Here is a 20,960-nt window from a genome sequence, read left to right on the forward strand (position 1 = left end):
ACTCGATTCCCGCGCAAGCGGGATTGCCAGAGGGGCGGTAACGCCGCCCTGTCGAGATAAGTGGTTGTTGAGGCGGTAACGTGTTGTTTCAGGGGCGGGCTATCAAGTCTGCCCTATATGGTTTCTAGGGGTATAGCTCAACTGGCAGAGCGTCGGTCTCCAAAACCGAAGGTTGGGGGTTCGATTCCCTCTGCCCCTGCCACATTCGTGCATTCGCTTTTCTGGCGGGTGCCACCAAGGTCTTATGGCGAATCCTCCAGTGGAAACGGTCAATACGACCAGCGACAAGCTGATGCTGGCGCTTGGCGTCGTGTTGGTCCTCGTCGGTGTTGCAGCGTTCTATTTGTTGAGCGGCCAGAATCTCGCTATCCGCACAATCGTTTTGCTGGTGCTGATTGCCGGTGGAGCGGTTGCCGCATCCTTTTCTGGTCTCGGCAAGACGTTTGTCGGTTTCTCGAAAGATGCCTATCGCGAAGTGCGCAAGGTCGTGTGGCCGTCGCGCAAGGAAGCAGGGCAGACCACGCTGATCGTTTTCGGTTTTGTCGTCGTTATGGCGATTTACCTATGGTGTACCGATAAAACGATCGAATGGCTGATTTTTTCAGTGATTCTTGGGTGGAGATGAGATGAGCGATACGACTACGCCAGAAGCGGGTGCCGCCTCGGCCAGCTCCAAGAAGCGCTGGTACACCGTGCAAGTCTATTCCAGCATGGAAAAGACGGTGCAGCGGGCGCTGCAGGAGCGGATCGAGCAACAAGGCATGAGCGAGAAATTCGGGCGCACATTAGTGCCGACCGAAAATGTGTCGGAAACGAAGGATGGCAAGAAAATTGTCGTCCAGCGTCGTTTGTTCCCTAGCTATATTTTCGTCGAGATGGAAATGGACGACGAAACGTGGCATCTGGTGAAGAACACGCAAAAAGTCACCGGTTTTATTGGCGGCACGGGCAACAAGCCGATGCCGCTGCCGCAGCGCGAAGTCGACAAGTTGTTGTCGCTGGCGCAAGAAGGCTCCGAGCACACCCGTCCGAAGGTGTTGTTCGAGATTGGCGAGACAGTGCGAGTCAAGGATGGTCCTTTCACGGACTTCAATGGCACCGTCGAGGATGTGAATGGTGAAAAAGCACGCGTACGCGTGTCGGTCACTATTTTCGGCCGGGCTACGCCGGTCGAGTTGGAATTCGGTCAGGTCGAAAAAGTCTGAATCAGGCTGGCGATCTGTGCCAAGCACCACGCGGCGTGTGCCGGGGGTGTGAATAGTCGGAGCGGTGTGTTTGCCGCTTCATCGAGGAGCGTCGTGTCGACGGTGTGCGGGAACGAAAGGGAAAACCCTGACGTGCCGCCCCGCCCGTACACGACGCGTTATCACTCACGGGTGGCGTTGCCGCCCTTATGAGGTAAGAAATGGCAAAAAAGATCATTGGCTTTATCAAGCTGCAGATCCCTGCAGGCAAGGCCAACCCGTCGCCGCCGGTCGGTCCGGCATTGGGTCAACGCGGCTTGAACATCATGGAATTCTGCAAGGCGTTCAATGCCGCCACGCAGGGTTTGGAGCCGGGTCTGCCGACGCCGGTCGTCATTACGGCTTTCGCGGACAAGAGCTTCACGTTCGTTCTGAAGACGCCGCCGGCGACGGTGCTGATCAAGAAGGCGGCCGGCGTGCAAAAGGGTTCGCCGAAGCCGCATACCGACAAGGTTGGCTCGATCACCCGCGCACAAGCGGAAGAAATTGCAAAGACCAAGTCCCCCGATCTGACCGCTGCTGATTTGGAAGCAGCGGTCCGTACGGTTGCTGGCAGCGCCCGTTCGATGGGCATCACGGTGGAGGGTCTGTAAATGGCTAAGATCTCGAAGCGTCAACAGGCTCTCGCAAAGCTGATCGACCGTACGAAGGCCTACCCGATCGGTGAAGCGCTGGATCTGGTAAAGAAGACCGCAACGTCGAAATTCGACGAATCGGTTGACGTCGCTGTGCAATTGGGCGTGGATGCGAAGAAGTCCGATCAAGTGGTCCGCGGCTCCGTGGTCCTGCCGGCAGGTACCGGTAAGTCGGTGCGCGTTGCCGTGTTCGCTCAAGGCGATAAAGCCGAGCAAGCGAAGGCCGCCGGTGCCGACATCGTGGGTGCGGACGACCTGGCGGAACAAATCAAGGGCGGCGTCATGAATTTTGACGTGGTTATCGCCTCGCCGGACATGATGCGTATCGTCGGTACCCTGGGTCAGATCCTGGGCCCTCGCGGATTGATGCCGAACCCGAAGGTGGGTACGGTGACGCCGGACGTCGTGACCGCGGTCAAGAATGCCAAGGCAGGTCAGGTGCAATTCCGTGTCGACAAGGCGGGCATTATCCACGGTACGATCGGCCGCGCGTCGTTCGAGCCGGATGCGCTGAAGCAAAACTTGCTGGCACTGCTGGATGGCCTGCAAAAGCTGAAGCCGGCAACAAGCAAGGGTATCTACGTGCGTAAGGTTGCGCTGTCGAGCACCCAAGGCGGCGGTATCCGCGTTGACCAGTCGACTTTGACTGCGCAGTAAAATAGGATTTCCGTGGTTGCATGTTGGGTGCGGCCATGGTTTTAGAGCTTTGGGGCGGATGTCGAGAGGAAGGAAAGCTTGATGTCCGGTTGTCAAAGACCGTTGGTGGCCCTATTTCCGGTGGGGAAATAGGCCTTAATCCCCAACGCAGATGGCGAACCCGAAACGTTTTGCAGGATGGATTGCGGGAAGTCGCGTTGTTGAGCGGCCCGTTTGAAGTGCTCCTAACCGCCGGACGCCGTTGTTGAATGCCTCCAAGGCCGGGGAAACCCGGTTGCCGGTGGTGTATCGAATCAGGAGTTTTAACCGTGCCACTCAATAGGGAAGATAAGCAGGCCGTTGTGGCTGAAGTCGTCGCGCAAGTTGCGAAGGCTCAGTCCATCGTGCTGGCTGAATATCGCGGCATTGCGGTTGGCGATCTGACGAAGCTGCGCGCGGTAGCGCGGGAGCAAAAGGTTTACCTTCGCGTGTTGAAGAACACGTTGGCGCGCCGCGCCGTTGAAGGTACGCCGTTCGCTCCGCTGGCTGAGCAGATGACGGGTCCGCTGATTTACGGCGTATCCGAGGATGCCACCTCCGCGGCGAAGGTCATCAATGACTTCGCGAAGGGCAATGACAAGTTGGTGATCCGTTCGGGCGCCTACGAGGGTCAAGTGTTGGATAAGGCTGGCGTGCAAGCGCTGGCAGCTATCCCGAGCCGCGAAGTTCTGCTGGCTCAATTGCTGGGTGTCATGCAAGCGCCGGTTGCGGCGTTTGCACGTGGCCTGGCAGCACTGGCCGCGAAGAAGGGCGAAGGCGAACCGGCGGCTGCGGAAGCGGCAGCCGAGGCGCCGGCCGAAGCTCCGGCTGCCGAATAAGGCATCGGATCGACATTGTTCAGTCGCGCCCCGTTCCAGTGGAGCGGTGGCGTAACCGCAGTGATCGCAGTGTGGTTCTAGCCCGCACCGTGTATCGCGCAATCCATTCAAAAGGTTTTACGTATCATGGCAATCACGAAAGACGACATCCTGGAAGCCGTTGGTAACTTGACGGTTATGGAACTGAACGACCTGGTCAAGGCGTTCGAAGAGAAGTTTGGCGTATCGGCAGCTGCAATGGCAGTGGCTGGTCCGGCAGGCGGTGCAGCTGCTCCGGCCGCTGAAGAAAAGACCGAATTCGACGTCATCCTGAAGGGTGCAGGCGCGAACAAGGTTGGCGTCATTAAGGCTGTCCGTGAAATCACGGGCTTGGGCCTGAAGGAAGCGAAGGACCTGGTTGATGGCGCACCGAAGCCGGTTAAGGAAGGCATTGCAAAGGCCGACGCCGATGCAGCGCTGGAAAAGCTGAAGGCCGCTGGCGCCGACGCCGAAGTCAAGTAAGAGACTGCGGTAGGGGTGTGGGCTGGCGGGGATTCCCCGTCAGCCTTTTTGCGCTTACAAGCAAAGAAAATCGCTGGCGTCGCAAAATTGTTTTACATGAGTGTGCGTTGTAAGTATTTGGCTGTGAATGGCGACTGTTGTCGGAAGTTTTTGTAATTTGCGGTAAGTTGTCAAATGCCGACTTGACTAAGTCCGGTGATTTGTGCGGTGTAAGAACACAAAGAAAAGCTGTTGCGAGTATGCTCGCCGTGCGACAGCCTTTTTTTGTCTTCTGAAGCGACTGCAGAAGGCAAGTTTGGTCGGGTAGGGGATGGCGTATGGACAGCGTTGGTCCGTGCGGCGTGCTTTACTGTCAGCCATGGTTGGTAGCGGCCAACCACCAAGCTTCTATATCCGTGACCGGGGCGTTTCCGTGAGGGAACCGCCGGGAGCGGATTTCGGGCCTCAGTCGGTGAACACCCGGATGTCGGCAAAGCGATACGCGCACTATGCCGACCGGCAGTGATCTGGAGATAGTATGCAATATTCCTTCACCGAGAAAAAGCGCATCCGCAAGAGTTTTGCGAAGCGCACCAACGTTCACCCGGTTCCCTACCTATTGGCGACTCAGCTTGAGTCGTTCAGCCAATTCCTGCAGCAAGATGCAACACCTGATGGTCGCAAGCCCGAAGGCTTGCAGGCCGCATTTACATCGGTTTTCCCGATCGTGTCACACAACGGTTTCGCACGTCTGGAATTCGTGCGTTACATGTTGTCGCCTCCGGCGTTCGACGTTACCGAGTGCCAGCAGCGGGGATTGACTTTCTGCTCGCAACTCCGCGCGGTCGTGCAATTGGTGATTCTGGACAAGGAATCGCCGAATAAGCCGGTCGTCAAGGAAGTGAAGGAGCAGGAAGTCTACATGGGCGAAATGCCCTTGATGACTGAAAACGGCTCGTTCGTGATCAATGGTACCGAACGTGTCATCGTTTCGCAGCTCCACCGTTCGCCAGGGGTCTTCTTCGAACACGACAAGGGCAAAACACACAGCTCGGGCAAGTTGCTGTTCTCGGCACGTGTTATTCCTTATCGCGGTTCGTGGCTGGACTTCGAGTTCGACCCCAAGGATGTCCTGTACTTCCGCGTCGACCGTCGCCGGAAGATGCCGGTCACGATCCTGTTGAAGGCCATTGGCCTGACGCCGGAACAGATCCTTGCAAACTTCTTCGTGTTCGACAACTTCACGTTGATGGGCGAAGGGGCGCAGGTCGAGTTCGTGCCGGAACGCCTGCGCGGTGAAGTCGCGCGTTTCGACATTTCGGATCGTGATGGCAATGTCGTCGTAGCCAAGGAAAAGCGGATCAATGCGAAGCATATCCGCGACCTCGAAAATGCGAAGACCAAGTTCATCTCGGTACCGGAGGACTACCTGCTGGGCCGTGTGCTGGCAAAGAACGTCATCGATCCGGATACCGGAGAAGTGATTGCGTCCGCAAACGACGAACTGACCGAGGGCGTACTCGAAAAGCTGCGCGCGGCGGAGGTCAAGGAAATCCAGACGCTTTACACGAACGATCTGGACCAAGGCCCATACATCTCGCAAACGCTACGGATCGACGAGACAGCGGATAAGACCGCTGCACGTATCGCGATCTACCGGATGATGCGTCCGGGCGAACCGCCGACGGAAGAAGCGGTTGAAGCGCTGTTCAATCGCTTGTTCTACAGCGAAGACGCGTATGACCTGTCGAAGGTCGGCCGCATGAAGTTCAACCGCCGCGTGGGTCGCGAGGAAATCGTCGGACCTATGACGTTGCAGGATGACGACATCCTGGCAACCATCAAGATCCTGGTCGAGCTGCGTAACGGTAAGGGCGAGGTCGATGACATCGACCACTTGGGTAACCGTCGCGTGCGTTGCGTCGGCGAACTGGCGGAAAACCAGTTCCGTGCTGGTCTGGTGCGTGTCGAGCGCGCGGTGAAGGAGCGTCTGGGTCAGGCCGAAAGCGAAAACCTGATGCCGCACGACTTGATCAACAGCAAGCCGATCTCGTCCGCGATTCGTGAGTTCTTCGGCTCATCGCAGTTGTCGCAGTTCATGGACCAGACCAACCCGCTGTCGGAAATCACGCACAAGCGGCGTGTCTCGGCGTTGGGACCGGGCGGTTTGACCCGTGAACGCGCAGGCTTCGAAGTGCGTGACGTGCATCCGACGCACTATGGTCGCGTGTGCCCGATTGAAACGCCGGAAGGTCCGAACATCGGCCTGATCAACTCGCTCGCCCTGTTCGCGCACCTGAACGAGTACGGCTTCCTGGAAACGCCGTACCGCAAGGTCGTCGACGGCAAGGTGACGGATCAGATCGATTACCTGTCGGCGATCGAGGAAGGCCGTTACCTGATTGCTCAGGCGAACGCGGCTGTGTCTGAAGACGGCACGCTGACCGACGAACTGGTCTCCGCACGTGAAATGGGCGAAACGTTGATGGCGACGCCGGACCGTGTCCAGTACATGGACGTGGCGCCATCGCAGATCGTGTCGGTTGCGGCATCGCTGATCCCGTTCCTGGAACACGATGACGCAAACCGCGCCTTGATGGGCTCGAACATGCAGCGTCAGGCGGTGCCCTGCCTGCGTCCGGAAAAGCCGCTGGTCGGCACCGGTGTCGAGCGCACGGTGGCGGTCGACTCGGGCACGACGGTGCAGGCATCGCGCGGTGGCCACGTCGACTACGTCGATGCGGGCCGTGTCGTGATTCGCGTGAACGATGACGAAGCCGTGGCCGGGGAAGTGGGTGTCGACATCTACAACCTGATCAAGTACACGCGTTCGAACCAGAACACGAACATCAACCAGCGTCCTATCGTCAAGGTGGGTGACCGTGTCGCACGTGGTGACGTGATCGCCGACGGTGCGTCGACGGACCTCGGCGAACTCGCGCTCGGCCAGAACATGCTGGTCGCGTTCATGCCGTGGAATGGCTACAACTTCGAAGATTCGATCCTGATCTCCGAGAAGGTGGTGGCGGACGACCGTTACACGTCGATCCATATCGAAGAGCTGAACGTGGTCGCCCGCGACACGAAGCTCGGCCCGGAAGAAATCACGCGCGACATCTCGAACCTGGCGGAAGTGCAACTGGGTCGTCTGGATGAGTCGGGCATCGTCTACATCGGCGCGGAAGTGGAAGCCGGTGACGTGATGGTGGGTAAGGTCACGCCGAAGGGTGAGACGCAATTGACGCCGGAAGAAAAGCTGCTGCGCGCGATCTTCGGTGAAAAAGCGTCTGACGTGAAGGACACGTCGCTGCGCGTGCCGTCAGGGATGAGCGGCACCGTGATCGACGTCCAGGTCTTCACGCGTGAAGGCATCCAGCGTGACAAGCGCGCGCAACAGATCATCGACGATGAACTGAAGCGCTATCGGCTTGACCTGAACGACCAGTTGCGGATCGTGGAAGGCGATGCGTTCCAGCGTCTGGAACGGATGCTGATCGGCAAGGCCGTCAATGGTGGCCCGAAGAAGCTGGCGAAGGGTGCCGAGCTGACGAAGGAATACCTGGCCGACCTGGATCACTATCACTGGTTCGATATCCGCCTGGCCGACGAAGCCGCGGCGAACCAACTGGTTGCCATCAAGGAATCGATCGAGCAAAAGCGTCACCAGTTCGATCTGGCTTTCGAAGAGAAGCGCAAGAAGTTGACGCAAGGCGACGAACTGCCGCCGGGCGTGCTGAAGATGGTGAAGGTGTACCTGGCCGTGAAGCGTCGCCTGCAGCCGGGTGACAAGATGGCTGGTCGTCACGGCAACAAGGGTGTGGTCTCGCGCATCGTGCCGATTGAAGACATGCCGTACATGGCTGACGGTACGCCGTGCGACATCGTGCTGAACCCGCTGGGTGTGCCGTCGCGGATGAACGTGGGACAGATTCTGGAAGTTCATCTGGGATGGGCGGCAAAGGGTCTGGGTCATCGGATCAACGAGATGTTACGTGCGCAGGCGAAAGCGACCGAAGTCCGTGGTTTCCTCGAAAAGATTTACAACGAGCACGGTCACAAGGAAGACATCGCCAACCTCAGCGACGACGAAGTCCTGCATCTTGCATCGAACCTGAAGGAAGGCGTGCCGTACGCAACGCCGGTATTCGACGGTGCAACCGAGGAAGAAATGTCCCGCGCGTTGGATCTGGCTTTCCCGGACGACATCGCCGCGAACCTCGGCATGACGGCGTCGAAGAACCAGGTGCGTCTGCGCGATGGCCGTACGGGCGAAGAGTTCGAACGGACCGTGACGGTGGGCTATATGCACTACCTGAAGCTGCACCACTTGGTCGACGACAAGATGCACGCCCGTTCGACCGGCCCGTACTCGCTGGTCACGCAGCAACCGCTGGGTGGTAAGGCGCAGTTCGGTGGTCAGCGCTTCGGGGAAATGGAAGTGTGGGCGCTGGAAGCATATGGCGCCTCGTACGTACTGCAGGAAATGTTGACCGTGAAGTCGGACGACGTGGCAGGCCGGACCAAGGTCTATGAAAACCTGGTCAAGGGTGACCACGTGATCGATGCGGGCATGCCCGAGTCGTTCAACGTGCTGGTGAAGGAAATCCGCTCGTTGGGTATCGACATCGATCTGGATCGGAACTAATCGGACTACGGAGAGAAGCAATGAAAGCGCTGCTCGATCTATTCAAGCAAGTCCAGCAAGACGAAGTATTCGACGCGATCAAGATTGGCCTCGCGTCGCCCGAGAAGATCCGGTCCTGGTCTTTCGGCGAAGTCAAAAAGCCGGAAACGATCAACTACCGTACGTTCAAGCCGGAACGGGATGGCCTGTTCTGCGCGAAGATCTTTGGGCCGATCAAGGACTACGAGTGCCTGTGCGGCAAGTACAAGCGCCTGAAGCACCGTGGCGTGATCTGCGAAAAATGCGGCGTTGAAGTCACGCTGGCGAAAGTGCGTCGCGAACGCATGGGCCATATCGAACTGGCTTCGCCGGTCGCGCATATCTGGTTCCTGAAGTCGCTGCCGTCGCGTCTGGGCATGGTCCTGGACATGACGCTGCGCGACATCGAACGCGTGTTGTACTTCGAGGCCTTTGTCGTCATCGAACCGGGCATGACGCCGCTGAAGCGCGGCCAGATCATGACCGAGGAAGATTACTACGCGAAGGTCGAGGAATATGGCGACGAATTCCGTGCCGAAATGGGTGCGGAAGGCGTGCGTGAACTGCTGCGTTCGATCGACATCGATGCGCAGGCGGAAATGCTGCGTGCCGAGTTGAAGGCAACGGGTTCCGAAGCCAAGATCAAGAAGTTCGCGCGTCGTCTGAAGGTGCTGGAGGCATTCCAGCGCTCGGGCATCAAGCCGGACTGGATGGTCATGGAAGTGCTGCCGGTGCTGCCGCCGGAGCTGCGTCCGCTCGTCCCGCTGGACGGTGGCCGTTTCGCGACCTCGGACCTGAACGACCTGTATCGCCGCGTCATCAACCGGAACAACCGGTTGAAGCGTCTGCTCGAGCTGAAGGCGCCTGAAATCATCGTCCGCAACGAAAAGCGGATGCTGCAGGAAGCTGTCGACTCGTTGCTCGATAACGGCCGCCGCGGCAAGGCCATGCAAGGCCCGAACAAGCGCGTGCTGAAGTCGTTGACCGAAAGCATCAAGGGTAAGGGCGGGCGTTTCCGTCAGAACTTGTTGGGTAAGCGCGTCGACTATTCGGGCCGTTCGGTCATCGTGGTGGGTCCGACGTTGAAGTTGCACCAGTGCGGCCTGCCGAAGCTGATGGCGCTTGAGTTGTTCAAGCCCTTCATCTTCAACAAGCTCGAACTGATGGGCGTCGCGACCACGATCAAGGCCGCGAAGAAGGAAGTCGAAAGCCAGACGCCGGTGGTGTGGGACATCCTCGAAGAGGTGATTCGCGAGCACCCGGTGATGCTGAACCGCGCGCCGACGCTGCACCGTCTGGGCATCCAGGCGTTCGAGCCGGTGCTGATCGAAGGGAAGGCCATCCAGCTGCACCCGCTGGTCTGCGCGGCGTTCAACGCCGACTTCGACGGTGACCAGATGGCCGTGCACGTCCCGCTGTCGCTGGAAGCGCAGTTGGAAGCACGGACGTTGATGCTGGCATCGAACAACGTCTTGTTCCCGGCGAACGGCGATCCGTCGATCGTGCCGTCGCAGGATATCGTGCTGGGTCTGTACTACGCGACGCGTGAAGCCGTGAACGGTAAGGGCGAAGGCCTGACTTTCACGGGCGTCTCCGAAGTGATCCGCGCGTACGAGAACAAGGAAGTCGAACTGGCTTCGCGCGTCAATGTCCGGATCACCGAGCAGGTTGCGAATCCGGACAAGAGCGACGGTCAGCCGGCGTTCGTGCCGAAGATCTCGCTGTACGCGACGACTGTCGGCCGTTCGATCCTGTCGGAAATTCTGCCGCCGGGCTTGCCGTTCTCCGTGCTGAACAAGCCGCTGAAGAAGAAGGAAATCTCGCGCCTGATCAATACGGCTTTCCGCCGTTGCGGCCTGCGTGAGACGGTGATCTTCGCCGACGCGCTGATGCAGTCCGGGTTCCGTCTGGCAACGCGCGCCGGTATTTCGATCTGCGTGGACGACATGCTCGTGCCGCCGCAGAAAGAGACGATCGTCGGCGATGCCGCGAAGAAGGTGAAGGAATACGATCGCCAGTACATGTCGGGTCTGGTGACCGCGCAGGAACGCTACAACAACGTGGTCGACATCTGGTCGGCAACGTCGGAAGCGGTCGGCAAGGCGATGATGGAGCAGTTGGCAACCGAGCCGGTTGTCGACCGTGACGGCAACACCGTGCAGCAGGAATCGTTCAACTCGATCTACATGATGGCCGACTCGGGTGCCCGTGGGTCGGCGGTGCAGATTCGTCAGTTGGCAGGTATGCGCGGCCTGATGGCCAAGCCGGATGGCTCGATCATCGAGACGCCGATTACCGCGAACTTCCGCGAAGGCTTGAACGTGCTGCAGTACTTCATCTCCACCCACGGTGCCCGTAAGGGTCTGGCGGATACGGCGTTGAAGACGGCAAACTCCGGTTACCTGACGCGTCGTCTGGTCGACGTGACGCAGGATCTGGTGGTGGTCGAGGACGATTGCGGTACGTCCAACGGCGTGGCGATGAAAGCACTCGTCGAGGGCGGTGAGGTGGTGGAAGCACTGCGTGACCGTATCCTCGGCCGCGTGGTCGTGTCGGAAGTCGTGAACCCGGAAACGCAGGAAACGCTGTACCACGTTGGCGACTTGCTGGACGAAGACGCTGTCGAGGAAATCGAGCGCCTGGGGATCGACGAGGTGCGCGTGCGTACCCCGTTGAGCTGCGAAACGCGTTTCGGTCTCTGCGCACTGTGCTACGGCCGTGACCTGGGCCGTGGCTATCGCGTGAACGTCGGCGAGGCGGTGGGTGTGATCGCGGCACAGTCGATCGGTGAGCCCGGTACGCAGTTGACGATGCGGACCTTCCACATCGGCGGTGCGGCATCGCGTGCGGCAGTCGCATCGAGCATCGAGGCAAAGTCGAACGGTACGGTGCGCTTTACCGCGACGATGCGCTACGTGACGAACGGAAAGGGCGAGCAGATCGTCATCTCCCGTTCGGGCGAAGTCATGATCACGGACGATCTGGGCCGTGAGCGTGAGCGCCACAAGGTGCCGTACGGCGCGACGCTGTTGCAACTGGACGGCGCGCAGATCAAGGCCGGGACGCAGTTGGCTACGTGGGACCCGATGACGCGCCCGATCATCACCGAGCATGGCGGTACGGTGAAGTTCGAGAATGTCGAGGAAGGCGTGACGGTCGCGAAGCAGATCGACGATGTAACGGGTCTCTCGACGCTGGTGGCGATCGACTCGAAGCGTCGCAGCGCCCAAGCGGGCAAGACGTTACGTCCGCAGGTCAAGCTGCTCGACGAGAAGGGCGCCGAAGTGAAGATCCCGGGCACCGATCACTCGGTGACCGTGAGCTTCCAGGTTGGCGCGCTGATCACCGTGAAGGATGGCCAGCAAGTACATGTGGGTGAAGTGCTGGCGCGTATCCCGACCGAAGCGCAGAAGACGCGTGACATTACCGGCGGTTTGCCGCGGGTGGCCGAGTTGTTCGAAGCGCGATCGCCGAAGGATGCAGGCATCCTGGCCGAAGTGACCGGTACCGTGTCGTTCGGTAAGGACACGAAGGGCAAACAGCGTCTGGTGATCACGGATCTCGATGGCAATCCGCATGAGTTCCTGATCGCGAAGGAAAAGCAGGTACTGGTGCACGACGGCCAGGTCCTGAACAAGGGTGAAATGGTGGTCGACGGTCCGGCCGACCCGCACGATATCCTGCGTTTGCAAGGTATCGAGGCGTTGTCGCGTTACATCGTCGACGAAGTGCAGGACGTGTATCGTCTGCAGGGCGTGAAGATCAATGACAAGCACATTGAAGTGATCGTTCGCCAGATGCTGCGTCGTGTGCAGATCGTCGATGCCGGCGACACCCGTTTCATCCCGGGCGAGCAGGTAGAGCGTTCCGACATGCTGGACGAGAACGACAAGATGATCGCAGAGGACAAGCGTCCTTGCGTCTACGACAACGTGCTGCTGGGCATTACGAAGGCATCGCTGTCGACAGACTCGTTCATCTCGGCGGCATCGTTCCAGGAAACGACGCGCGTGCTGACGGAAGCCGCGATCATGGGCAAGCGCGACGATCTGCGCGGTCTGAAGGAAAACGTGATCGTTGGTCGTCTGATCCCGGCGGGTACGGGGCTGGCCTTCCACAAGGCCCGCAAGGCGAAGGAAGCCGCCGATCGCGAGCGTCACGACCAGATCGCGGCCGCGGACGCGTACGACTACCCGCTGGACGATGCGGCGCCGGTCGAATCATCGACGACGCAACCGTCCGAAGGTTGATGCGCTGAGCGTGCGCGCACTGGTGGGAGATCCACCGGTGTTCGTCCTCTCCGCCAATCTCACGGACACAAAAAACCGCCTTCGGGCGGTTTTTTTATTCCTACGCGGTGACGGCGGTGGCAAGTGATCGCGCGGAGGGGCACGGAACGGTGGCGCGCTGCGCGCCACTCATGCAGCAGGCGATCAACACTGGAGGGTCGCGATCCTTTCCGGAGTGTTGTCATGGCTGGTTCGCCGCCGCAGTTGTCCCAACCGCTCTTGGCGATACTGCGTAGTCCGTCAGAGCCGCAGGTCCTTGCGATATCGATTGCGGCGACGTTCGCGATGGCGTTCCTGGGTATTCTGCTTGGCATCATCGCTAACTCGCAGGCCATCATCTTCGATGGCGTCTTTGCGGTGATCGATGCATCGATGACGATCCTTTCTTTCTTTGTCGCACGATTGCTGCAACACGATGGCAGTCGTCGCTTTCAATACGGATTCTGGCATTTCGAACCGCTTGTCGCGGCTTTCAACGGCTCGATCCTGCTGCTGCTCTGTCTGTATGCTATCGTCGATGCGATCCGGAGCCTGTTCGCGGGTGGCGGGCAGCAGGTGGCGCTGGACGTGACAGCAGTGTATTCGGTGGTCGTCTGCCTGATTTGCGTTGCGTTGTACCTGTTCCAGTTCCGAGCGAATCGTACCCTGCGATCCGCCCTCATCGCCGTTGACATGCAAAGCTTCCTGATGTCGGGCTGCATCACCGTTGCCTTGTTTGGCGGCTTCGGGTTGGCGACATTGATCGAACATGGCGGGTATCCGGAAATGGGCCGATACGCCGATCCACTGGTCCTGCTGCTGCTTGCGCTCGGGCTGTTGCCGATTCCCGCGCGCATCGTTCGTGATGCCATGCGTGAAGTGTTCCTTGTCGCGCCGCCATCGGTGAATGACCACGTCAGAGAAGTCGTCTCCACGGTGGTGCATCGTCATGGCATGCTGGACTTCGCCAGTTACGTTGCCAAAAGTGGCCGAATGTATCTGGTCGAAATCCATATTCTCGTGCCGCATCATCACCAGGTGCCGGTGGAGGGCTACGACTTGATCCGCGCGGAGATCGCCGACGCGCTGGGCCCGTCGTTCAATCTCCATCAATGGCTTTCCATCGCTTTTACCGCGCGACGGGAATGGATTTGATTGTCGGCGCACACCGTGCTTTGCCGCGCCACCATGCCCGCAAGGCGTTAAGCAAAATTCCGGTTTGGCGGGATCGCCGGCTTTGGCTGATAGGCGCGCCCGTATCGGTGTGACACACTGGCCTGATCTCCTCGAACAACGCATTGGTGCATGTTGCCGCACATTCCTATTCACCGCCTGGCGCGTTTCTGGCGCCGGTGGACATTGCCCTCGGAGGCGGACGTGCTGGCATTGTCGGCAGGGCTGACCGCCCTACTGGCTTTGTTTGGTGTCATCTATGGCTTGGTGGTCAACTCACGCGCCATTGTGTTCGACGGGGTATTCGAGTCGATCGATGCGGCGATGTCGGGATTAGCCATGGCGACGGCGTTGCTCGTGTCCCGAGAGGGGAGCCGCCGCTTCCAGTACGGCTATTGGCACATCGAACCGCTTGTTGCGGCATTCAATGGCGCGATTCTGATGCTGCTGTGTCTTTACGCGACGATCAACGCGCTCCAAATACTGCTGACGAACACGTCGCAGGTGATCTCTTGGGACGTCACCGCTCTTTACTCCGGCATTTCGTGCGGCGTTTCACTGGCGTTGTGGATGTACGAGCGACGGGCCAATCGGCGATTGCAGTCGACGCTCGTCCGCATCGATGCCGATGGGTTCCTGATGTCCGCGGTCATTTCGGCGGGGGTGTTCGCCGGGTTCGGATTGGCGTCGCTGGCGGGCCATGCCGGGTGGGAAATCGTTGCCCGAAACGCCGACGCAGGCGTTTTGCTGATACTGGCGCTCGGCCTGTTGCCTTTGCCGATGCGCATCCTGCATCATGCGCTCCGCGAGATTTTTCTGATTGCGCCGGAGGCGCTGCATCGGCGAGTGCGCGAGGCCGTCGATCCCGTCATCGCGCGGCACGGTCTGCTAGGCTACAACAGCTATGCGGCCAAGACCGGCCGGCTTTATCGGATCGATATCCATATCATCGTTCCTGCGGGATGGTGCCACAGCATTGAAACACACGACGCGTTGCGCCGAGAAATCGCGGCGACGCTGGAGCCGGAGGCGCGCCTGGATGCATGGCTCTCCGTGTCATTTACCGGGCAACCGTCATGGGCGTGACCGGCAGGCGATGCAGCCGCCCCCTCGCCGAATGGATAGTTTTATGCTGGTACATGGTTCCGCGCCCATGCAAGCGGTAAACTGCGGACGTTGGCGCTGTCGCGCGGTCCGAAGTTTGAGCTCCCATGTCCCGTAGTCTTGCGATTCTCCAGGAAACCTTTGGCTATCCCGCCTTCCGTGGGCCTCAGGCGGAGATCGTCGAGCATGTGGCGGCCGGCGGTGACGCGCTCGTCCTGATGCCTACCGGCGGCGGCAAGTCCCTGTGCTACCAGATTCCCTCGCTCGTACGCGCGCAGGCCGGGCTTGGCGCCGGCATCGTCGTATCGCCGTTGATCGCCCTGATGCAAGATCAAGTGGCGGCGATGCATGAGGTCGGGGTGCGGGCGGCGTGCCTGAATTCGGCGATGGATGGGCGCGCAGCATTTGCAACCGAGCGGGCGTTCGAGAACGGTGATATCGATCTGCTGTATGTCGCCCCGGAAAGGCTGATGACACCCCGCTTTCAGGAGTTGTTGCGTCGTTCCCGTGTTGGATTGTTCGCAATCGACGAAGCGCACTGCGTGTCGCAATGGGGGCACGACTTCCGCCCTGAATACATCCAGTTGTCGGTGCTGCACGAGCGTTTTCCGGACGTTCCGCGCATCGCCTTGACCGCCACCGCGGATCAGGTGACGCGAGAAGAGATCGTGCGTCGCTTGGCATTGACGGACGCACGCATCTTCATTTCGAGTTTCGACCGACCGAATATCCGCTACCGCATCGTCGAGAAAGACAATGCACGCACGCAATTGCTCGATTTCATCCAGGCGGAGCATCGGCGCAAGGACGGTAGTTGCGATGCGGGCGTCATTTATTGCCTGTCCCGACGAAAGGTCGAGGAGACGGCGGAATGGCTTGTCAGCAAGGGCATCCGCGCCTTGGCTTACCACGCAGGCATGAATGCGGATGTCCGACAACGCCACCAGGCCATGTTCAAGCAGGAGGAAGGCATTGTCATGGTGGCGACCATCGCCTTCGGCATGGGTATCGACAAACCGGATGTGCGTTTTGTCGCGCATCTTGATTTGCCGAAGAGCGTGGAAGGTTATTACCAGGAAACCGGCCGCGCCGGCCGTGACGGCTTGCCCGCCAATGCCTGGATGGCCTATGGGCTGGCAGACGTTGTCCAGCAAAAGCGGATGATCGACGAATCGCCGGCGGACGACAGTCACAAGCGCTCGATGTCCGCCAAACTGGATGCGCTGCTGGGCCTTTGTGAAACGGCGCACTGCCGTCGTCAACGGCTGCTGTCGTACTTTGGCGAGGAGAGCGCGCCGTGCGGTAACTGCGACACCTGTCTGGAGCCGCCGGCAACGTGGGATGGCTCGCGCGAGGCACAGATGGCGTTGTCCTGCGTCTTCCGCGCCGCGGAGGCGGGAGGTATCCGCTACGGTGCCGGACATCTCATCGATATCCTCCGGGGCGTGTCCACCGAGCGGGTGCAAGGACGAGGGCATCAGTTATTGTCGACGTTCGGTATCGGCAGCGCGTTGTCCGAGCCGGAGTGGCGTGCCATTTTTCGCCAACTGGTGGCCGCCGGGCTGCTGACCGTCGATCACGACGGGCACGGCGCGCTGATGCTGACGGAAAGCAGTCGTTCCGTGCTGAAGGGTGAAACGAAGGTGACCTTGCGGCGCTATGTGAAGCGCGCCCGGCAGCGAATCGCCGAAGGTCGTGCCACCGCTGCTGCGGACCGGACCGCCAATATGGATCTGGCGGAACTGGGGCGCTGGGAAAGGCTGCGTGCATGGCGCACCGAGACGGCAAAAGCCGATGGGGTGCCTGCCTATTTGATCTTTCATGACGCGACGCTGGCGGAAATCGCGACGCGCGCGCCGGACTCCGTCGATGCGCTGAAGGATATCCCCGGCATTGGCGCGCGAAAACTCGAACGGTTTGGTCCGGAACTGATCGAGGTTGTCGCAGGCTGACCGCATTCGCTTGCTTATACCAGGTTATCTCCGGATATGGCTGGGAATGACGCACGGTGTCCGCGATCCGCTTTGCGACTGCAGCCGGCATCCTTCCGTTTCCACAATGGCCTAGGACGGTCTGACGATGCCTTCAGCTGTCGTGTTCGCGGCAAAAGCGTACAGTGAGTCGACGCTGATTGATCTTGCGTATTCGCTGGAGCAGGCGCTGCGACGCGCGAAAATGCAGCGTGTAGCCCCGAGTTACCTGCAGGTATGCCGATTTCGTCGCGCAGCAACCGCGGTCACCGTATGCAAGTGATTGCCAAACTTGCGCTTTTCTGTTAACTCGGTATAGAATCCAGGGTTCCGTTTGCTAAAAATGGAATGTAGCCGCTTGCCCGGTTACAGACATCGACAGAAACACTTTTCCGCAGGAAAAAAATGCCAACCATTAATCAATTGGTTCGCAAGGCCCGTACTTCAGAAGTCGTGAAGAGCAAGAGCCCGGCCTTGCAGGACTGCCCCCAACGTCGCGGCGTGTGCACCCGTGTGTACACGACCACGCCGAAGAAGCCGAACTCCGCACTGCGTAAGGTGGCGAAGGTTCGTCTGACGAACGGTTTCGAAGTTATTTCGTATATCGGTGGTGAAGGCCACAACCTGCAGGAACACTCGGTCGTGCTGATTCGCGGCGGCCGGGTCAAGGACTTGCCGGGTGTGCGTTACCACATGGTCCGCGGCTCGCTGGATACCCAGGGCGTCAAGGATCGGAAGCAATCGCGCTCGAAGTACGGCGCAAAGCGTCCGAAGAACAAGTAAGGCCTGATCGCCGTCGCGCGCGCCGGAATGTCCCGGTAAGCGATTGTAGGTGTCAGTGTCTGCGGCGCGTCCGCTGCAGTGACGGTCCTAAGCGCTGAGCAAAATGCGCAGGTCGCCAACTGTTGAGTAAGTGTTGCCCCGGGCATGTGGTCTCAAGCGTCGAGATCCTCCGTTGGTGCAACCCGGGTAAGTCGTTTTGACAGCCCGAACTGAAAAGGTAAGAGGAAAGAAATGCCACGTCGTCGTGAAGTCCCCAAGCGGGAAGTGTTGCCGGATCCGAAGTTCGGCAATGTCGATGTCACCAAATTCATGAACGTCCTGATGCTGGACGGTAAAAAGGCAGTTGCAGAGCGCATCGTGTACGGCGCGTTCGAGCAAATCCAGACCAAGGGCGGCAAGGACCCTCTGGAAGTCTTCACGACTGCCATGAACAACGTGAAGCCGGTGGTTGAGGTGAAGAGCCGTCGCGTGGGTGGTGCAAACTACCAGGTGCCGGTGGAAGTGCGTCCGTCGCGTCGTATGGCGTTGGCGATGCGCTGGCTGCGTGAAGCGGCAAAGAAGCGCAGCGAGAAGTCGATGGCGCTGCGTTTGGCAGGCGAGTTGCAAGAAGCCGCGGAAGGCCGTGGCGCTGCAATGAAGAAGCGCGACGAAGTGCACCGCATGGCGGAAGCGAACAAGGCGTTCTCGCACTTCCGCTTCTGATGCCGGGACTGTTCCGCGGCGGTCGACCGGGCGGTTGGCAACGCCTCGGAGCCGTCCGCCGGTATGTCGGCGTACTCCGGGCGGGAGCGCGAATGCGCCTCGCCCGTTTGTGTTAGGGCGCGCGGGAAAATGTCCGTCGGATGACACTCCGTGTTGGCCCCCTTTTCCCGCGTTACCAGAGAGATAGAGGATAACCGTGGCACGCAAGACACCCATCGAGCGCTACCGCAACATCGGCATCAGCGCTCACATTGATGCTGGCAAGACGACGACCACCGAACGGATTCTGTTCTACACCGGTGTCAATCACAAGATTGGCGAAGTGCATGACGGCGCCGCGACGATGGACTGGATGGCGCAGGAGCAGGAGCGCGGCATCACGATCACGTCCGCTGCGACCACCGCCTTCTGGAAGGGCATGGGCGGCAACTATCCGGAGCATCGGATCAACATCATCGACACCCCGGGTCACGTTGACTTCACGATCGAAGTGGAACGTTCGATGCGCGTGCTCGATGGCGCCTGCATGGTTTACTGCGCAGTGGGCGGTGTGCAGCCGCAGTCGGAAACCGTATGGCGTCAGGCAAACAAGTACAACGTGCCGCGTCTCGCGTTCGTCAACAAGATGGACCGTACTGGCGCGAACTTCTTCAAGGTGTACGAGCAGATGCGTACACGCCTGAAGGCGAACCCGATTCCTATCCAGGTACCTATCGGCGCGGAAGAAAACTTCCAAGGCGTGATCGATCTGGTCAAGATGAAGGCCATCGTGTGGGATGACGCCGCACAAGGTACGAAGTTCGAGTACAGGGATATTCCCGCCGAGCTGCAGGGCGTTGCCGATGAATGGCGCGAAAAGATGGTCGAAGCCGCGGCTGAAGCGTCGGAAGACCTGATGAACAAGTACCTGGAAGAAGGCACGCTGTCAGAAGCCGAGATCATGCTCTCGCTGCGCACGCGTACCATCGCCGGCGAAATCGTGCCGATGATGTGCGGTACGGCGTTCAAGAACAAGGGCGTGCAGGCGATGTTGGATGCGGTCATCGACTACATGCCGTCGCCCATCGATATTCCGCCGGTCAAGGGCCTGCTTGAGAACGATGAGCCGACCACGCGTCAGGCATCGGATGAAGAGAAGTTCTCGGCGCTGGCCTTCAAGATCATGACGGACCCGTTCGTCGGTCAGTTGGCGTTCTTCCGCGTGTACTCGGGCTTGGTCAATGCAGGCGATACCGTCTATAACTCCGTCAAGGAGAAGAAGGAACGCCTGGGCCGGATTCTGCAGATGCATGCGAATCAGCGCGAGGAAATCAAGGAAGTGCGCGCCGGTGACATCGCCGCGGCGGTGGGCCTGAAGGAAGTGACGACGGGTGATACGCTGTGTGATCCGTCGGCGGTGATCGTGCTCGAACGCATGATTTTCCCGGAGCCGGTGATTTCGCAGGCTGTCGAGCCGAAGACGAAGGCCGACCAGGAAAAGATGGGCCTGGCGCTGAACCGTCTGGCACAGGAAGATCCGTCGTTCCGCGTGAAGACCGACGAAGAATCGGGTCAAACCATCATTTCGGGTATGGGCGAACTGCACCTGGAAATTCTGGTCGACCGGATGAAGCGTGAGTTCAACGTCGAAGCGACGGTCGGTAAGCCGCAGGTGGCGTACCGCGAAACGATCCGCAAGATCGCTGCGGACGTCGACGGCAAGTTCGTCAAGCAGTCGGGCGGTCGTGGTCAGTACGGGCACGTTGTCATCACGCTTGAGCCGAACGAACAAGGCAAGGGCTACGAGTTCCTGGACGAAATCAAGGGCGGTGTGGTGCCGCGTGAATTCATCCCGGCAGTCGACAAGGGTATCCAGGACACGTTGAAGGCGGGTGTGGTTGCAGGCTACCCGGTGGAAGACGTGAAGGTACGCCTCGTGTTCGGTTCGTACCACGATGTGGACTCGAACGAAAACGCGTTCCGGATGGCTGGTTCAATGGCTTTCAAGGAAGCGATGCGCAAGGCAAGCCCTGTGCTGCTCGAGCCGATGATGGCGGTGGAAGTGGAAACGCCGGAAGACTATGCCGGTAACGTGATGGGCGACTTGTCGTCGCGTCGCGGTATGCTGCAAGGCATGGACGACATGGTTGGTGGCGGCAAGCAAATCAAGGCTGAAGTGCCGCTGTCGGAAATGTTCGGCTACTCCACGTCGTTGCGTTCGGCGACCCAAGGTCGTGCGACGTACACGATGGAGTTCAAGCATTACGCGGAAGCACCGAAGAACGTCGTCGAGGCGATTGTCGCCGCGAAGGGCAAGTAAGCGAAAACGACTCACCGCGCATTCGTGTGTACGCGTGCGCGGACGTGTCGCCGGACCGGGCTGAATGCCGGCGGGCCGGTGGCGCAGATCCTGAATATCGAACCATTTTTGAAAGCATACTGACA

Annotated in this window: 15 protein-coding genes and 1 tRNA gene; all 16 read left to right on the forward strand. The window is 59.6% G+C overall.

Annotated features, from left to right (window positions below; genetic code table 11):
* The first annotated feature begins 126 nt into the window (after positions 1-126).
* The 16 genes from WM40_RS23690 (at position 127) to fusA (ending at position 20,835) form a co-directional block, all read left to right on the forward strand.
* Positions 127-202 (forward strand) — tRNA-Trp (locus WM40_RS23690).
* A 42-nt stretch (positions 203-244) separates the two neighbouring features.
* Positions 245-625 carry a preprotein translocase subunit SecE gene (secE, locus tag WM40_RS23695; protein WP_024906051.1) on the forward strand — a complete coding sequence of 127 codons (381 nt, stop codon included), beginning with the start codon at positions 245-247 and terminating at the stop codon, positions 623-625.
* 1 nt (position 626) lies between these two features.
* Positions 627-1,205, forward strand: coding sequence for a transcription termination/antitermination protein NusG (nusG, locus tag WM40_RS23700; protein WP_024906050.1), 579 nt, complete (start codon positions 627-629; stop codon positions 1,203-1,205).
* Positions 1,206-1,405: 200 nt separating this feature from the next.
* Complete coding sequence (rplK, locus tag WM40_RS23705; protein WP_024906049.1) at positions 1,406-1,837, forward strand: 50S ribosomal protein L11; 432 nt, start codon at positions 1,406-1,408, stop codon at positions 1,835-1,837.
* On the forward strand, positions 1,838-2,536 hold the full coding sequence (gene rplA / locus WM40_RS23710) for a 50S ribosomal protein L1 (RefSeq protein ID WP_024906048.1): 699 nt from the start codon (positions 1,838-1,840) through the stop codon (positions 2,534-2,536).
* A 308-nt stretch (positions 2,537-2,844) separates the two neighbouring features.
* The gene (rplJ, locus tag WM40_RS23715) at positions 2,845-3,393 is read left to right on the forward strand and encodes a 50S ribosomal protein L10 (protein WP_024906047.1); all 549 of its coding nucleotides are present in this window, start codon (positions 2,845-2,847) and stop codon (positions 3,391-3,393) included.
* 126 nt (positions 3,394-3,519) lie between these two features.
* Positions 3,520-3,894 carry a 50S ribosomal protein L7/L12 gene (gene rplL, locus WM40_RS23720; protein WP_024906046.1) on the forward strand — a complete coding sequence of 125 codons (375 nt, stop codon included), beginning with the start codon at positions 3,520-3,522 and terminating at the stop codon, positions 3,892-3,894.
* A 517-nt stretch (positions 3,895-4,411) separates the two neighbouring features.
* Positions 4,412-8,518: a DNA-directed RNA polymerase subunit beta gene (gene rpoB, locus WM40_RS23725; RefSeq protein WP_024906045.1), complete on the forward strand. Its 4,107-nt coding sequence runs from the start codon at positions 4,412-4,414 to the stop codon at positions 8,516-8,518.
* Between the two features lie 20 nt (positions 8,519-8,538).
* On the forward strand, positions 8,539-12,786 hold the full coding sequence (rpoC, locus tag WM40_RS23730; protein WP_024906044.1) for a DNA-directed RNA polymerase subunit beta': 4,248 nt from the start codon (positions 8,539-8,541) through the stop codon (positions 12,784-12,786).
* 222 nt (positions 12,787-13,008) lie between these two features.
* A complete protein-coding gene (locus WM40_RS23735; RefSeq protein ID WP_046154174.1) occupies positions 13,009-13,959 on the forward strand; it encodes a cation diffusion facilitator family transporter in 951 nt (316 codons plus the stop codon).
* Between the two features lie 150 nt (positions 13,960-14,109).
* Complete coding sequence (locus WM40_RS23740) at positions 14,110-15,063, forward strand: cation diffusion facilitator family transporter (protein WP_024906042.1); 954 nt, start codon at positions 14,110-14,112, stop codon at positions 15,061-15,063.
* Between the two features lie 125 nt (positions 15,064-15,188).
* Positions 15,189-17,033, forward strand: coding sequence for a DNA helicase RecQ (gene recQ, locus WM40_RS23745; protein WP_046154175.1), 1,845 nt, complete (start codon positions 15,189-15,191; stop codon positions 17,031-17,033).
* A 127-nt stretch (positions 17,034-17,160) separates the two neighbouring features.
* Entirely contained in the window at positions 17,161-17,334 is a 174-nt protein-coding gene (locus WM40_RS30380) for a hypothetical protein (protein WP_157685928.1), read from the forward strand.
* Positions 17,335-17,456: 122 nt separating this feature from the next.
* Positions 17,457-17,834: a 30S ribosomal protein S12 gene (gene rpsL / locus WM40_RS23750; RefSeq protein WP_024906040.1), complete on the forward strand. Its 378-nt coding sequence runs from the start codon at positions 17,457-17,459 to the stop codon at positions 17,832-17,834.
* A 231-nt stretch (positions 17,835-18,065) separates the two neighbouring features.
* On the forward strand, positions 18,066-18,536 hold the full coding sequence (gene rpsG, locus WM40_RS23755) for a 30S ribosomal protein S7 (protein WP_024906039.1): 471 nt from the start codon (positions 18,066-18,068) through the stop codon (positions 18,534-18,536).
* A gap of 196 nt (positions 18,537-18,732) precedes the next feature.
* Entirely contained in the window at positions 18,733-20,835 is a 2,103-nt protein-coding gene (fusA, locus tag WM40_RS23760; protein ID WP_024906038.1) for an elongation factor G, read from the forward strand.
* Positions 20,836-20,960: the final 125 nt, after the last annotated feature.

It is taken from the genome of Robbsia andropogonis, assembly GCF_000970345.1.
Lineage (GTDB): Bacteria > Pseudomonadota > Gammaproteobacteria > Burkholderiales > Burkholderiaceae > Robbsia > Robbsia andropogonis.